Annotated in this window: 8 protein-coding genes; 4 read left to right on the top strand and 4 right to left on the bottom strand. The window is 69.3% G+C overall.

Features of this window, described 5'->3' with window-relative positions; genetic code table 11:
- The first annotated feature begins 65 nt into the window (after window positions 1–65).
- Window positions 66–1022: an ATP-binding cassette domain-containing protein gene (locus ACIA8C_RS04135; protein WP_397130773.1), complete on the top strand. Its 957-nt coding sequence runs from the start codon at window positions 66–68 to the stop codon at window positions 1020–1022.
- A 47-nt stretch (window positions 1023–1069) separates the two neighbouring features.
- A complete protein-coding gene (locus tag ACIA8C_RS04130; RefSeq protein WP_397131803.1) occupies window positions 1070–1798 on the top strand; it encodes an ABC transporter permease in 729 nt (242 codons plus the stop codon).
- A gap of 66 nt (window positions 1799–1864) precedes the next feature.
- Here ACIA8C_RS04130 and ACIA8C_RS04125 read toward each other — a convergent pair whose 3' ends face one another.
- Window positions 1865–3148, bottom strand: coding sequence for a hypothetical protein (locus ACIA8C_RS04125; protein ID WP_397130772.1), 1284 nt, complete (start codon window positions 3146–3148; stop codon window positions 1865–1867).
- Window positions 3149–3387: 239 nt separating this feature from the next.
- Here ACIA8C_RS04125 and ACIA8C_RS04120 point away from each other — a divergent pair, with 239 nt between their 5' ends.
- Window positions 3388–4008, top strand: coding sequence for a TetR family transcriptional regulator (locus ACIA8C_RS04120; RefSeq protein WP_397131801.1), 621 nt, complete (start codon window positions 3388–3390; stop codon window positions 4006–4008).
- On the opposite strand, the gene ACIA8C_RS04115 is transcribed toward ACIA8C_RS04120, so the two are convergent.
- Entirely contained in the window at window positions 4005–4817 is an 813-nt protein-coding gene (locus ACIA8C_RS04115) for an alpha/beta fold hydrolase (protein ID WP_397130771.1), read from the bottom strand. The genes ACIA8C_RS04120 and ACIA8C_RS04115 overlap by 4 nt on opposite strands.
- Window positions 4818–5035: 218 nt before the next feature.
- On the opposite strand from ACIA8C_RS04115, the gene ACIA8C_RS04110 reads away from it, so the two are divergent.
- Window positions 5036–6193 carry a PucR family transcriptional regulator gene (locus tag ACIA8C_RS04110; RefSeq protein ID WP_397130770.1) on the top strand — a complete coding sequence of 386 codons (1158 nt, stop codon included), beginning with the start codon at window positions 5036–5038 and terminating at the stop codon, window positions 6191–6193.
- 9 nt (window positions 6194–6202) lie between these two features.
- Here the strand turns inward: ACIA8C_RS04110 and ACIA8C_RS04105 are convergent, their stop codons facing one another.
- Together ACIA8C_RS04105 and ACIA8C_RS04100 are read right to left on the bottom strand one after the other, a co-directional pair.
- Window positions 6203–6634, bottom strand: a complete 432-nt coding sequence (locus ACIA8C_RS04105; RefSeq protein ID WP_396997862.1) for a holo-ACP synthase — start codon at window positions 6632–6634, stop codon at window positions 6203–6205.
- An 11-nt stretch (window positions 6635–6645) separates the two neighbouring features.
- Window positions 6646–16005: a fatty acid synthase subunit beta domain-containing protein gene (locus ACIA8C_RS04100; RefSeq protein WP_397130769.1), complete on the bottom strand. Its 9360-nt coding sequence runs from the start codon at window positions 16003–16005 to the stop codon at window positions 6646–6648.
- Between the last annotated feature and the right edge of the window lie 59 nt (window positions 16006–16064).

The raw sequence follows: 16064 nt of genomic DNA, 5'->3' as shown, positions 1-16064 counted from the left end.
CGCCAAAAACTGTGTACCGTTTAAACAAAGTTTAGCCCATACACAGTTTCGATCCGAGGAACCCCATGACAGTCCCATCCATCCCCGCCGTCAGCATCAGCGGGTTGACCAAAGCTTTCGGTGACCAGACCGTGCTGGCCGGCATCGACCTGGAAGTCGCTGCGGGAACGGTCTTTTCGCTGCTCGGCCCGAACGGCGCGGGCAAGACGACCATGGTGCGCATCCTGGCCACGCTGACCGGCGCCGACAGCGGCGAGATCCGGGTGGCAGGCCACGATCTCGCACACGAATCCGACGCCGTGCGCCGACTGATCGGCGTCACCGGCCAGTACTCCGCGGTCGACGACGTACTCACCGGTATGGAAAATCTGCGGCTGATGGGCAGGCTGCTACATCTGGACAAGCCCGAGATCAGCCGCCGAACCACTCGCCTGCTCGCCCAGTTCGAACTCACCTCGGCAGGCGATGCCCGGGTCGCGACCTACTCCGGCGGCATGCGACGTCGGCTCGACCTCGCCATGAGCATGATGGGTACGCCTCGAATCATCTTCCTCGACGAGCCGACCACCGGACTCGACCCACGCAGCCGCCGCGAACTCTGGCAAGTGATCAGGGACCTGGTGGCCGACGGCGTGACGATCTTCCTCACCACGCAATACCTCGAGGAGGCCGATCAACTCGCCGATCGGATCGCGGTGCTGCACCACGGCAAGATCGTCGCCGAGGGTACGCCCGGTGACTTGAAGCAACTCGCCCCCGGCGGGCACATTCAGCTGCGGTTCGCCGATGCGCAGGGGCTGGCCGCCGCGGCGCTCGCCATACCGGACGCCGAGATCGATGCCGAGCAGCTGATGCTGCTCGTTCCCTCGGACGGCAGCGTCGGCACCCTCAAACGGCTGCTCGATCAGTTCGACGATCAGGCGATCACCATCGATCAGCTCGCCATCCACACTCCCGACCTCGATGACGTTTTCTTCGCGCTCACCGGGCACCCCTCCACCCAGAAGGCAGCGGCGCTGTGACCACTACCATCACCAACTCCCGCCTGGCCGTGCAGGATTCGGCCACCATGTTGAGCCGCAACCTGCGCCACACCGTGCGCAGCCCGGACACCATGCTCATGTCCATCCTGTTGCCGGTCATGATCCTGTTGATGTTCGTCTACGTGTTCGGCGGCGCGATGAACGTCAACGGCGCGTATATCGACTATGTGGTGCCCGGCATCATCCTGCTGTGCGCCGGATCCGGTTCGGCGACGACGGCGGTGAGCCTGTCCACCGATCTGACCAACGGCATCATCGATCGTTTTCGCAGCATGGCGATCGCCCGCTCGTCGGTGCTGACCGCACATGTGGTGGAGAGCGTGCTGCGCAATCTGATCACCACCACCGTGGTGATCCTGGTGGCCGTCGCGATCGGCTTCCGGCCGACCGGCGACCCGCTGCGCTGGCTCGCCGCCTACGGCATCATCACGATGTTCGTGCTCGCGATGTCTTGGCTCGCGGCCGCGTTCGGAGTGCTGGTGAAGAATCCCGAAGCGGCGAATTCCTGCCTGTTCTTCTTCATGTTCCTGCCGTATGTGAGCAGCGCGTTCGTTCCGACGGAGTCGATGCCGAGCGCGCTGCACTGGTTCGCCGAGAACCAGCCGGTCACGCCGGTGACCGAAACCATGCGCGGTCTGTTGATGGGCACCCCGATCGGCAACAGTGCGCTGTTGGCGGTGCTCTGGTGCGCAGGCATCGCGCTGGCGGGGTATCTCGCCGCGAGCGCGCTGTTCCGGCGCAGGACGCGGGACTGACTTCGCGACCGACCTGCGGCCCGGCGCTAGCGGGGAGCGCCGGGCCTTACGTCGTGCGAATCCTGCTCAGGCAGGCATGATCTGCTGGGCCGCCCATTGCAGCATCATGCGGAAGTGGTTGTCCCACCAGTTGTAGGACTCCGTGGTGAAGGCCTCCGGTGGCGGCAACTCGCCAGGAAAGAGCAACGCGCCGTTCGGGGCGCCGACCTTGGTGGTGGCGGCCGGAATACCCGATCCGGACAGCAGCGACGAGGCAGGATTCGTCTCGGCTTCGTGCGCGGGCTCGGCGGGCACCAGCGACTCCGGCCGATCCTGCTGGCTGCCCCACCGCTGCACGGAGTATTGCGGCTTGGCGTCGGCGGGATCGATGGTGACGACCGATATCTCGGGCTCCGGCATGGCGATCGGTACGGGGCGGTCCAGCACCGGGCCGTCGACGCTGTGCGGATCGTTGCGCACCCGCTCGGGCCTGCCCTCGCCACGGACGACCTTCGAGTCCGCCGTGACGTGCGCGTCTTTGAGCGCCGCGTCCGGCAGCGTCCGCGCCGAACCGCCCGACACGTAGACACCGCCGACCACCAGCCCGCCCGCGAGCACGCTGGCCGCCGCGAACACCGCCGCACCGCCACGCACCCGGCGCACCCGCTCCTCGGTCCCGCCGACACCGTCCACGTCGGCCATGGCGTACAGCGCGGCACCGGCCGCGGACGCGGCGGCCGAGGTCTTGCACGGGATCACCGGCGCGCCGAACGCGTCCACCGCCGCGACGACCGCGGGCTTGCCCGCGGCCGAGCCGATCAGCACCACCGCGTCCGGCCGGACCGCCGCCGCCTCGAACTGATCCCAGGCCGCCGTCACCGCGGCACCCATCGACTCCGCCGTTGCGCCGCCCGACTGACTGGTCGCGCCGAGGATCCGGCGACGGCCGTGATCGATCAGGGTGAACGCCTGATGTCCCGGCACCACCTCACAGATCAGCAGATCGTCGAATTCGTCGAGCCAGGTCATCATTCCGGCCACGCTGAGATGGGCCGACTTGGACGACACCAGCGACGCGGTGTGCCAGCGGCCGGACGCCAGCCGGGTGACGATGGCGCGCCGCTCGGCGGCATCCCGGTAAACGACCGCCGCACCGGCGATCTCATGCTCGGGGCCGAGCTCGGTGGCGAGTTCGTCCATCGCCAGCTCGACCGCTTCGGCCAAGTCCGCCTTGGTGTCGCCTGGCGTCCGTTTCACCCGATGCAGCAGCACGCGCTCGGGTAGCCGGGCGCCGGTGTCGGCGAAAGCTACCGCGTGCACGGCGCCGCGTTCGGTGGAAACGCCGAGAGTTACCACTGATCGAGCTACCACTGGTCGCGCCTTCCTGGTCCGTGCGCGTGTCAGAAGCCACGCGCGCTCGGTATGTGTTCGGTGCCACATTCGATCCGGATGGGTGGTGAATTCGGACAGAAGATGAACACGCAGAAGCCGTGCGCGTGTCGTGGGTGTGTCCCTACCGTTAGCCTGGATGGGTGGAAGTACGCGCGGAGGCCAGGTCGAAGCAACGGCTGGACCCTGCGTTGGAGCTGCAGGACGACCCACAGGAGCTCATGCCGCGGCGACGGCCGACGCAGGAACGCAGCAAAAAGAAGTTCGACGCGCTGTTGCAGGCGTCCAGGGAGCTACTCGTAGAGGTGGGGTTCGAGTCGTTCACCTGTGAAGAAGTGGCGGCACGCGCCGAGGTTCCGATCGGCACGCTCTACCAGTTCTTCGCCAACAAGTACGTCATCGTCTGCGAACTGAATCGGCAAGACCTCGTTGCCGTTTCGCGGGAGCTCGCCGATTTCCACGGCGAGATCCCGTCGCTGGACTGGCTGCGGCACATGAACCAGTTCGTCGACCACATGGCGAACCTGTGGATGACCGACCCGTCCCGGCGCGAGGTGTGGCTGGCTATGCAGTCCACTCCGTCGACCAGGGCGACCGGCGCGATCCACGAGAAGGAGTTCGCGGAGGTCGTCGCGCAGATGCTGCGACCGCTCACGCCGCGCACACCGCGGCCGCGCCGCACCATGATGGCCGAGGTGCTGGTGCACGTGGTCTATTCGATGCTGAACTTCTCCGTCCAGGACGAGCAGAGCAACGCCGAGGCGGTGTCCGAGCTCAAGCGCCTGATGGTGGCGTATCTGCTGGTCGCGGAGAAGGAGTCGCGCTCGGCCAGCGGGCGCTAGGCGGTCTGTTCCCCGGCCGATCGGGTGGTCGAGACGCCGTCCAGAATGGTGTCCGCGACCAGCTGCGGGTTGTCCCACATGGGCATGTGGCCGCAGTCGGGCAGCGTGACCCATTTGGTGTGCGCGGGTAGTTGATCGCGCACCTGACTGGTGCTCGGCGGCAGCATCCGGTCCAGGGTGCCGAACGCGATGGTGACCGGCACGGTGATCCCCTGCCCGCCCTCGAAGCGCAGCCTCTTCGCGATCTTCAGCGCGCGGCGCAACGTCGGCCCGGAGCGGTCGAAGTCGCGCACGAAATCAACGGCCTCGGCGGCGGTCATCCGATCAGGGTGGCCGACCGGGAACCACAGGCCGACCGACCTGGTCGTGCCGACCACCGAACGCGCTGCGGTCCTGGTCAGCAGCGCGGCGGCAAGTCCCACCTGGAACTGCGCCCGCAGCGCCAACGGCATCCGCTTGTGCCACAACGCGACCGGCGCAAGTCCGACGAACGAGCTCGCCAGGCCGCGCTTGGTCGCCTCCAGACCGATCAGGCCGCCCATCGAGTTGCCGACCAGATCGACCGGCGCGTTGATCCCGAGGCGCAGTAGCTCGGCGGCCAGCTCGTCGACGATCCAGTCCATGCTGAAGTGCACATCCGGCCCCGGCGCTGGGGTCTGCCCGAAGCCGGGAAAGTCCAACGCGATCACCCTGCGTTCGGCGCTCAGCCGGTCCAGCACGGGCAGCCAGCACCGTGCCGACGCGCCACCACCGTGCAGCAGCACCAGTGGACGGCCTTCGCCACGTTCGATGCGATTCCATTCGGTCATCGGGCAAACCCCTTCGTCGTGCGATCGGGCACAGTCACGATCCGCCTGCGCTACTCGGCCACGACCGCCCTGTTTGTCCGAAAATACAACCGCACGAATAGGCATCGTTGCCGACTCTCCAGTATCACCCGGGAAAATGCTGGCTGGCTATGGTGCGGACGTCGAATTACTCGCACGCCTTTTGTTGCTGAGTCCAACGAGAGTTACCCTGCTCAGTAATGGTCAGCCGCCCACCACCCGCCGACCGCCGTGCCCTGTTGGCTCGGTTGTTCTCGCACGCCACCGAACTGACCGCCAGGACGATCGACAAGATGCGTGCCGAGATTCCGACCTACGCGCGAATCGATCCGACGGTGCTGCTGCCGGACGCGGTCCGTACCGTCCAGCAGTTGTTGCGGACACTTGCCGCGGAGCGCGACCTGACCGACAGCGAGTTGGCCGTCTTCACCGCGCACGGCGAAACCCGTGGCCGCCAAGGCATTCCGGTGACCGAGATGTTGCGCGGCTGGCGGCTCGCGGTCCGGACCGCGATCGACGAGGTAGTCACGACGGGCCGGCGCCTCGGCCTCTCGGACGGCGAATTGCTGGAACTGACCAACGACATCCTCGCGCTCACCGATACCGCGATCCTGGCGGTGGCCCGCGGTCACCTCGACGCGGAGTTCCAGCAGACCCGGCACGACCAGCAGCACCGCACCGACCTGGTGCGCGGCATCCTGTTCGGCACGCTCGGTCCCGGCGAGATCCGCCTGCAGGTCGAACGCTACGGCTTGGACTCCTACCGGGAGTTCCACGCGATCCGGGCCAGGCCGAGCGCCGACCTACCCGCCGACCCGCTGGCCAAGCTGCTCGAGCCGGTCGGCGGCGAGCGGCCGCACGGGCTGCTCGCGGTCGTCGACGGCGACGTCGCTGGCATCGTGGACGCCGTCCCGTCGGCCGGCATCGAGACGGCGGTCGGCATCGGCCCGGCCGCCCGGCTGGACCGGATGGAGCCGTCGTTCCGCCGCGCCACCCGGGCGATGGCGACAGCCGACGCCTTCGAGCTCGCCGGCGTGCACGATCTGGCCGACCTCGGCCTGTTGCCCGCGGTATTGGCCGACACCGAAATCGGCGAGGAACTGGTCCACCGCTACATCACGCCGCTCGGCGAAAGTGACGGCGCCACAGCGCTACTCGATACCGCCCAACAGTATTTGAGTAACGGCATGCGAGTGGACCATGTCGCCGAGGCGATGCAGTTGCACACCAACACGGTGCGCTACCGGCTGCGCCGCTACCAGGAGCTGGTCGGGATCGATCTCGCCGATCCCGACCGCGCCCTGGAAGCGTGGTGGGCGCTGCAGCGCAGGCGGCTGCGGCGCGCGCACCGAGAGTGACTGTCCGCCTTACCCTTCGCGGCCCTCGATCAAGTCGACCATTTCGCCCGGATCTTCCAGGACCACCATTGCTGCGGCGGTATCACCGTCGTGCGTCAACGACAGGTGCACCCGTACCCGCGGCAGGAATTCGGCGGCGAGGCCGTGCAGCTTGATGCTCGGCCTGCCCCATGCGTCGTTGACCACCTCGATCAGCGGATAAGGATTGTCGCCGATCTGCGGGCGGCGGGCGAAGCGAGATGAGGCCCAGGCCTTGATCACCGCTTCTTTCGCCGCCCACCGCACCGCGTAACTGCGCGCCGGATCGGTCGCCTTGCTCTGACAGTAGCGTCGCTCGCCCGCGGTGAAACTCTCTCGGATCATGGTTGTTCCGGCGCGTTCGAGCTGTTCGGCGAACTCGGAGATGGTCACCAAGTCCAGGCCGATACCGAGAATCGTCATAGGCCGGGAGCCTACGACCTGGTCTGGCGGTCGGTGCGCGAACTGTCCGCAGTGTGGCCAGCGCCGCAACCGAAGCCGTCGGCCCGGTACGCGCCGTCGCCACCGAGGCGAGCCTCGGCCGAAAGCAGCACGTCCGCTTCCAGCTGCCGCGACTGCTTGGCAGGCGTCCCGTCACCACCCATACGCCGGTCCGCCGGACGCTCGTACAGCGGTGCCCCGCCGCACATCGCCTCGGTAAAGCGCTGCCGCCCGGCGAGCTGACGCTGCTGCGCCCGCTCCTGGTAGGCCTCGCGCCGCTCCGGGTCGATCGCCTGGATGAACGCCTCCGGATGCACCACCGCGAGCAGCCCGTTGACATGCCCGAAGCCGAGCGAGGTCAGCAGACCGGCCTTGAGCGAGAACTTCTCGCCGAAGCGCAGCGGCTCGCGCGCCCACACCAGGTGCGGGTAGGCCTGCATCTTCTCGTCGACACAGTCCAGGCTCCGGTTCGGCGGCACCACACCGTTTTCCAGCACCTGGCACAGGCCGATCAGCTGGAACGCGGCCGCGCCGCCCTTGGCGTGCCCGGTCAGGCTCTTCTGCGAGACGACGAACAGCGGCGCGCCGTCGGAGCGGCCGATGGCCGTGGCCAGCCTGGTGTGCAGCTCGGACTCGTTCGGGTCGTTGGCCGCCGTCGACGTGTCGTGCTTGGAGACGACCGCGATGTCGTCCGGGCCGACACCGAGCTTGCGCAGCTCGGCGGCGAACCGCGATTCGCGCCCGCCACGCCCCGCACCGAGCGCGCCGAGGCCGGGCGCCGGGATGGAGGTGTGCACGCCGTCGGCGAAGGACTGCGCGAAGGCGACCACGCCGAGCACCGGCAGGCCCATCTCCACCGCCACGTCGCCGCGGGCCAGCAGCACTGTGCCACCACCCTGCGATTCCACGAATCCGCCGCGACGGCGGTCGTTGGCGCGGGAGAAGTACCGGTCGCTGATGCCCTTGGCGCTCATCGCCGCCGAGTCCGCGGTGGCCGACATGTCACCGAAGCCGACGATGCCCTCGATGCCGAGATCGTCGAAGCCGCCGGCCACGACCAGCTCGGCCTTGCCGAGACGGATCTTGTCGACGCCCTCTTCCACCGACACCGCGGCGGTGGCACAGGCGGCCACCGGATGCACCATCGCGCCGTAGCTGCCGACGTAGGACTGCACAACGTGGGCGAGCGCCACGTTCGGCAGCGCCTCCTGCAGGATGTCGTTGGGCCGCGACTCGCCGAGCAGGTTGTCGACGTAGAGCGAGCGCATCGAGGACATGCCGCCCATGCCGGTGCCCTGGGTGTTGGCGACCAGGCTCGGGTGTACCCAGCTCATCAGCTCGGCCGGACTGAAGCCGGAGCTGACGAACGCGTCCACCGTGCAGACGACGTTCCAGAGGGCAACGCGGTCAACGGAATTCGCCATCTCCGCGGAGATGCCCCAAATGGTCGGATCCCAGCCGGTCGGGATCTGGCCACCGACGGTGCGCGACAGCTTGGCCCGGCGCGGCACCCGAATCTCGGTGCCCGCCTTACGCGTCACCGTCCAGTCGGCCGAATCCGCCACCGGCACAATGACCGTGTGCTCGGGGTCGGCCGCGTGGAAGGCACGGGCCTCCGTCTCGCCGCCGACCGTGAACGTCAGATCCTGATCGAGGAACACCGAAGTCATCAACGGCGCGCTGTTGTCGATCATGGCGCCGTCGTCGCCGTAGCGACGCACGCCGCAGCGGGCGACCACCGCGTCGTGGTACTTGTCGGCCAGCTCGGCTTCGGCGACGTAGTCACCGGATTCGGCGTCGTACCAGCCGGGCTTGGGGTCGTTCTCCCAGGTGACCAGGCCGGTGGTCCAGGCGAGCTCGAGCACACCGGCGGCCGAGAGCTGGTCCTCGACCTCCATCTCGAACCGGGTGCGCGCCGAGCCGTACGGGCCGAGCTCACCGGCACCGACGATCACCACCATGTCGGCGAGATCGGTGGTGACCGTGCCCCATTCGGGCACCGGCAGCACCGAGGACATGGTCGGCGGCGCGGGCAGAGCCGAAATCGTAACCGCCGCATCGACTTCCGCGTCTTCCTCGGCGGCACGTTCGGCGGCCTGCTTGGCCAGCGCGGGCAGATCGAGCTTGGCCCTGGCCAATCCACCGGTCAGGTCGATCTGCTGCGGACCGGTCGCGGTGACCTGGCGAGCGCGCGAGGTGCACCACTTGAGCAGTTCGTCGGCCATCTCGGTAGTGGACCAGGTGGTCACGCCCGCCTTCTCCACGGCATCGACCATCGGGTCGTTGTGGCCCATCAGCCCGGTGCCACGCACCCAGCCGATCATCGCGTGCACCAGGGTGACCCGGGTCGACCACGACTTCTCGACCCGCCACTTGGTGACCACCGCGTCGAGCGCGGCCTTCGATTCGCCGTAGGCACCGTCGCCGCCGAAGAGCCCGCGGTTGGGCGAACCCGGCAGCACCACATGCAATTTCGCGTCGACGTCGTGATCGGCGCCGACGGTAGACAAACCACCGATCAGCCGCTCCACCGACCAGAGCAGCACGCGCATTTCCATTTCCGCGCGGGCACCCGCGTCGGCGAGGTCACCGGCCACCCGCGGCGCCGCGAACGGCAGCAGCATGGTCGGCGTCATCGCGTCCTTGGTCTTGATCTTCGCGCCACCGGCGTTGTCGACCTGCTCGGTGCCGACCCACTCGATCAGCGCGTCGATGTCCTGGTACGACGCCATGTTCGCGGGGACCACCCAGAGGGCGGCACCGTGCCGGGCGTTGTCCCGGTACAGCTTCCGGTAGAAGCTCAGGCGGTCGTCGTTGAGGCTCGACGTGGTGACCACCACGGTCGCGCCGCCGCCGAGCAGCCGCCCGGTGACCGCCGCCGCGATGGAACCCTTGCTGGCACCGGTGATCACCGCGATATCCGCGGACCAGATGCCGCGATCGTCGGTGCTCAGTGCCGCCTGCGCGATGCGCTCGTACACACCGGCAAGCACCGAACGGGCCTCGTGCTTGGCCCGCTCACGCCACCAGTTGGCCTGCGCGGCAACCGCTTCGCCCGCGCCGAGGTAGCCGTTGACCGGCAGCTCCGCGGTCTCGGCGTCGTCGCCGAGCCAGAGCCGAGCCAGATCCTCACGGGCGGTGGCCCATCGGTCGTCGAGCAGTACAGCCTTGCGGGGATCGAAGGCGGGCGCGACCAAACGCGGCCAGTCCGAACCCAATTCGGCCGAGACCAGGTCGACGAGGGAGTTGTCGGTTGCCTCCGGCGCGGTCGCCCGCTCGGCCAGGCCGAGCTGTTCGAGCACCACCCGGGCGGCCGTGGCGAGCACGCCGTCGCGGCCGGTGATCTGCTCGGTGAACTCACCGAGCGCGGCCGCGTCGACGGTGCCACCGCCGCCGCCACCGGTGGACGGCAGCGATACCGCGACACCGCGGCGCGCGGCGACCGCCTGCACGGCGGTGTCGATCGCGGCGTCTACCGAGGCGGCATCGCCCAGCGCGCCGGAGACCAGCCCGCCGAGGTCGCCACCGCGGACGCTGGCGCCTTCCCTGGTGCCGAGGGAGACCTCGGCGGTGACGTGGTTGGCCCAGCCGTCGCCGAGCTCCCAGACCTTCTTCACCCGCTCGGCGATCGCGGCAGGCCGCTTGCCGGACGGTCCGAACACCTTGCGCAGGTGGTCGCCGATCGAATCGGAGAGCACCGAACCGAAGGGCTTGTAGGTGCGCGCGAGCCGCTCGACGGTGACCGACAGCGCACCCATGTCCGCGTCGGCGGCGCCGTCGATGGCCCCGAGCGAGAGCTCCGAACCGAGGTCGACCAGCAGCTGGTTGCGGCGCGAGGAGACGCCGTCGCACAGGCCCTCGATGGTGTCGACCGGGCCGATCTGGTCCAGCCGCAGCTTGGTCCACAGCGCGATGAGCACGCGGGTGGCGTCGGCGGCGGTGAACGCGATGTCGTCCGGACGCGGTCCGCCCGAGCTGGCCACCGGTGCGGCGACCGCAGCCGGAGCCGCGGCGGGCGTTGCGGCGGAAGCGGTTTCGACGGTCTCGTCGGCGGGCTCGTCGACCGGCGCGGGATCGGTGTCGGTCGAGTAGACGATCCCGGCCTCGCGCTCGATGTTGAGCACCTCCACCGTCGCGCCGCTGAACGCGGGCAGCTTCAGCGTCTGGGTGGCCAGGTTCGCCACGGTAGGCGTTGCGCCCAAACCGATTTCGACGAACCGCTCGACCCCGAGACCGCCGTGCGCGGTGTCGGTGAACAGCAGGTCCTGGGTCTCGATCCAGCGCACCGGGCTGGCGAACTGCCACGCGAGCAGTTCGACCAGCACGACGCGGCACAACTCGACGGGTCGCGCCGACCAACCCTCGAAGTCGGCGAGGACCGCGGCGAGCGGCTCCGACGGCACCAGATCCGCGATCTCCTGGACGAATTCACGCTCCAGCGAGAACGGCTTCGGCACCAGGTTCGGGATGTAGCGGCCGATCAGGATTTCCGGGTGCAGGTCCGCGGGCAGCAGCTGCTCGAGCTTGTGCCGGAACTCCGGCACACCCTTGCGCAGCACGGTGGAGTGGAACGGCACGTCGATGCCTGGCACCACGATGAATGCCCGCTTGCCACCGAATTCCGCACGGCGCCGGTCGATCTCGGTCTCCAGCGCCTCCAGTCCGGCGACCGTGCCCGCGATGGCGTACTGCGAACCACGCAGGTTCAGGTTGACGACCTCGAGGAACTCGCCGGTCGCCGTGCCGATGCCGGTGACGAAGTCGATCACCTCGTCGTCGGGCAGCCCGATCTGCGACGGGCGGATGGCCGCCAACCGGTAGTCGCTGCGGCCTTGCGCATCACGCGGCACCAGCTCGTGCATCGCCGATCCGCGCTGGAACACCACCTCGAGCACCGCCTCCAGCGGCAGCACCCCGGCCGCCGCGGCGAGCGCGTTGTACTCACCGACCGAGTGACCGGCCAGCATCGCGCCCTCGACGAACGCTCCGGCCTCCCGCAGCTCGGCCACCTGTGCGACCCCGAGGACCGCCATGGCGACCTGGGTGAACTGGGTCAGGTGCAGCACGCCGTCCGGGTGCCGGTGTTCGACTCCGCGCGCCTTGAGGTAGGTCGGGTTGTCGCGCACCACCGCGAGAATGGAGAAGCCGAGCGCGTCGCGGGTGTGCTTGTCGGCACGGTCCCAGATCGCCTTGGCGGCCTTCGAGCGGGTACGCGCGTCCAGGCCCATACCCTTGCGCTGAATACCCTGGCCCGGGAACGCGTAGACGGTCTTCGGCGCGGCGGTGCGACCGGTCGCGGTCATCACCAGATCGCCCGCGGCCCGGCAGGACACCTCGACGATCTCGCTGCCCGCGTCCACCGCGATCCGCTCGACGCGCACGTCGATCTCCGCGCCAGGGCGGACCATGCCGAGGAAACGGGTGGTCCACGCCGTCACGGTGCGGGCCGGAACCGCGCTCTCCGGGTCGACCGCCGAGACCGCGTGCTGCGCGGCGGCCGAGAGCCACATGCCGTGCACGATCGGGCTGCCGAGACCGGCGAGCTTCGCGGCGGAATCGCTGGTGTGGATGGGGTTGTGGTCGCCGGAGACGGCGGCGAACGCGTGCATGGTGCGCGGCGCGACGACCGTAACGTCACGGCGACGGCGGCGCGGGGTGTCGGTGGCCTCGTCGGACACCGTGCCCGCCGCGCGCGGCGGATCGGTGAGCTCGCCGGCCCCGTTGCGGCCGCGGATGGCGAACCGCTCGGTGAGGGTGGCGACGGTCGGCATGGACAGCCCGGTTTCCGGCCGGTCCAGCAGGCCCGCGATGTGCACCCGCACCTCGACGACGCGGCCGAGGTCGGTGTCGAGCGTCTCGCCTGCCTCCGCCCGTACCGCGAGAACGCTTGGGCTGCTGGGCAGTTCGCCAGCCAGCTCGATCTGATGATCCAGGTGAACCAGGTCCAGCATGCCTTCGATAACGCTTGCACCATCAGCGGCACGCGAGGCGCCGAGCACGGCGAACACGGCGGGCCAGCAGGCACCGACCAGCACGTCGGGAACCGTGCGGCCGAGCGTGCTCAGTGCCGAGGGCAGACCCGAGCCGGTCACGCCTGCATGGTCGGCGACCAGGTCCGGCGACCACGCGATGTTGAGATGGGCGACCTTGCCCTTCACCTCGGGCAGCTCCTGCCCGGCGGCGATGGCGAGCAGCGCGGCCATCGCCTCGTGCGCGTCGGCCTCGGTGACGACCGGAGCGCCACCGTTGTAGGTGGTTGCCGGCACGGTGACACGAATGCGAACCGCCTTGCCGCCCAACAGCGGAACGGTCAGCTCCACGTAGGAGCTGTCGGCCTCGGGTCCGGTGGTCTCGGTGAGCGTGGCACCGCTCGGCGGGTGCACGGCGCCCTTGCCGTCCACGGTCCAGTCGGCGAGATCGCCGAGCCGGTGTACCGGGTTGACGGTGGTGCGGCCGGACCATTCGATGTCCGGCGCGGCGAGCACCGTGTCGATCGGACCGGTGGTGACGCTCGCGACGCGGCGCGCGTCGATGGCGACCGGCACCACACCGGCGCGCACCAGCGAGTACGCCGTGTCCTGCTCGAACCGGTCGAGCAGCTCGCCGACCGGCTCGTCGACGCGGGTGATGCCAGCGACGGCGACGGTGCCGGGGATGACGCACACCTGGTCGGCCGAGTAGCGCGGATCATGGGCCTGCCACAGCGAATCCGAGCGCCACCAGCGACGCACGTCGCCGTCGACGACCGGCACGAAGTTGACCGGCTTGCCCGGTGTCTTGCACAGCGTCACGAAGAACGGGACGTCGGCCGGGTGCAGCAGCGTCTGCTCGGCGACCGGGTACCGCGCCTTGAGCGCGCACAGCGCGCCGACCGGATTCTCGAATTCCGCGTCGGAGGCGAACAGCGTCGGGATCTCGCCGCGATCGGCCGCATGCAGCCGAGACTCGGTGCGCCGCATCATTTCCGCGAAACGATCACGCCAGGTGATGTCGAGCCACACCGAGCGGGTGGCGTCGGTGATCGCGTCGCCGATGTCGCTGCCGCAGTCGAAGTCCTTGCGGCGGTCCAGGCCGACCGCGAGCTCTACGTAGCGCTCCAGCCAGTCCAGGTAGGTCATCGAGGCCACATCGCCGAAATACGGCTTGGCCGTGGCGTTCAGCGCCTCGATGATCTCCTCGCGGCGGGCGGCGACGGCGTCGGCGTCACCGGCGACCTCGTCGAGCAGGCGCCCGGTGCGCGAGGCGGCGTTGTCGATCTCGTGGATGTCGGCGCCCAATTGGCTACGGCCCGAGGCCATTCCGCCGGACGCGGTGCCCGCGCCGACCCAGTCGCGGGTGCCGGGTGTGTCGACGAGCAGCTGCTTGACCTCGGGCGCGGTGGTCGCCTCCAGCGTGGCCATGGCGGCGGTGCCGACCAGCACGCCGTCCAGCGGCATCACCGGGTAGCCGTGCGGGGTCGCCCACTCGCCGGTCAGGTATTCCGTTGCGCGCTCGGGGGTTCCGATGCCGCCACCGACACAGACCACCACGTTCTCGTGGGTGCGCAGCTCGGCGTAGGTCTCCAGCAGCAGGTCGTCGAGGTCTTCCCAGGAGTGGTGCCCACCGGCCCGGCCGCCCTCGATGTGCATGATCACCGGGTAATCCGGCACCTCGGCCGCGATCCGCAGCACCGCGCGGATCTGCGCGACGGTGCCCGGCTTGAACGCGACATGGGAGATGCCGACCTCGGTGAGTTCTTTGATGAGCGCGACGGATTCGTCGAGCTCGGGGATGCCCGCCGTGACGATCACGCCGTCGAACGGGGCGCCCGCGGTGCGGGCCTTCTGCACCAGTCGTTTGCCACCCAGCTGCAGCTTCCACAGGTACGGGTCGAGGAACAGCGAGTTGAACTGCACCGTGCGACCGGGCTGCAGCAGCGTCTTCAGCTCGGCGACTCGATCGGCGAAGATCTGCTCGGTCACCTGGCCGCCACCGGCCAGCTCCGCCCAGTGCCCCGCATTCGCCGCCGCCGCAACGATTTTCGCGTCGACGGTGGTAGGTGTCATGCCCGCCAACAGAATCGGCGAACGGCCCGTCAGTTTGGTGAACGCGGTCTCCACCACGATCCGGCCGTTCGGCAGCCGAACCGGACGCGGCGCGAACGCCGTCCACGGTGCGGCCGTCTCCGGCGCGGCACCCGGGGTGAGCAGGCTGCGCTGCCCCGCCCGCGTCGCGGCGGCGACCATGCCGACGCCGGTGCCCTTCAGCGAACCGCCGGTCACCCTGGACAGCAGGTCGCCGGGGCCGAGGTCCAGAATCCATTGCGCGCCAGCGGCAACCACGCCGTCGACGATTTCCACCCAGTCGATCGGATCGACCAGGATCTCCTGCGCGAGCGAACCGGCCAGCGCCGCGTCCAATCCGCACTGGTTGGCCCACGCGGTCACCAGATCCACCGTGTCGGCCAGCGCCGGGTGATGGAACGCGACATCGACGGCCACGTCCTCGAAGACCGGCGCGAAGATGGCGCCGCCGCGAACCTTGGTGTCGCGCTCACGCGACTGCTCGTCGTGAATCTGCGCGCAGCGCTGGCGAACTCGCTCGAGCTGCGCCGGCGTGCCGGAGAGCACCGCGCGCCTGCGCCCGTTGCGAATGGACACCACCGCGGCCGCCGCCGGATCGACGCCCTCGGCCACCTGGGCAACCACAGCGCGCAGCTGCTCGGGATCGACATTGGACACCGCGACCATCGGCGAGCGCTCGCCGACCGGCATCAGCCCACGCCGCCGGGCCACCAAACCGGCGGCCGCGCCGATCAATTGCGCCAGCGCCAGGATCTCGGCGTCGCGCTGCCCGCCGGACTCCACCGCGGTCGCCGCCAGGCGGCCCTGCGAGTGGCCCACGATGGCCACCGGCGCGTGTTCGGTGGGATCGAGTCCCTGCAGTCGCAGCGCGCGCATCGCGGCCACCTGCGAGAGCAGCACGCCGGGCATCGACACGGCCGCCGAACGCAACTCCTGCGCCGACGGCGCCTCGGAAACCTCGCCCTGGTCGGTGTCGACCAGTTCGTCCTCGAGCATCCACCCGATCGGGTCGAAGCCGACGGGACGGACCACAAGCAACTGTGCCGCAACGGGTTCCAGCAGCGCTTCCGCCTCGTTGACCAATGCGGTCAATTCGGGCTCCAGCGCGCTGTCGCGGCCGATCTCTTCCAGTTCATCGAGCCACTGGGCGCCCTGCCCGCCGAAGGCGAGCGCGTACGGCGTCCCGCTCAGCAGGCGATCCAGCAGTGGCGATCGGGTCCCAGCCCCCTTGGCCGCGCCGACCTTCGCGCTCTGTCCGGTACCGGTCTCGGTGCTCTCGTTGATCGTCAAGACGATTCGACTTCCTTCTCTTGGCGACGCGCCCTGGCGAGACACGCCGCTCCCTCCGG

Source organism: Nocardia sp. NPDC051321 (genome assembly GCF_044455225.1).
Classification (GTDB): Bacteria; Actinomycetota; Actinomycetes; order Mycobacteriales; family Mycobacteriaceae; genus Nocardia.
The sequence above is the reverse complement of the archived record's forward strand: the minus strand, read 5'-3'. Positions and strand labels throughout refer to the sequence as shown.

What these genes read in the sequence shown, in the direction of transcription:
- ACIA8C_RS04135 (WP_397130773.1), top strand. Translation starts at nt 66, where the DNA reads ATGACAGTCCCATCCATCCCCGCCGTCAGCATCAGCGGGTTGACCAAA.
- ACIA8C_RS04130 (WP_397131803.1), top strand. Translation starts at nt 1,070, where the DNA reads ATGTTGAGCCGCAACCTGCGCCACACCGTGCGCAGCCCGGACACCATG.
- ACIA8C_RS04120 (WP_397131801.1), top strand. Translation starts at nt 3,388, where the DNA reads ATGCCGCGGCGACGGCCGACGCAGGAACGCAGCAAAAAGAAGTTCGAC.
- ACIA8C_RS04115 (WP_397130771.1), bottom strand. Translation starts at nt 4,817, where the DNA reads ATGACCGAATGGAATCGCATCGAACGTGGCGAAGGCCGTCCACTGGTG.
- ACIA8C_RS04110 (WP_397130770.1), top strand. Translation starts at nt 5,036, where the DNA reads ATGGTCAGCCGCCCACCACCCGCCGACCGCCGTGCCCTGTTGGCTCGG.
- ACIA8C_RS04105 (WP_396997862.1), bottom strand. Translation starts at nt 6,634, where the DNA reads ATGACGATTCTCGGTATCGGCCTGGACTTGGTGACCATCTCCGAGTTC.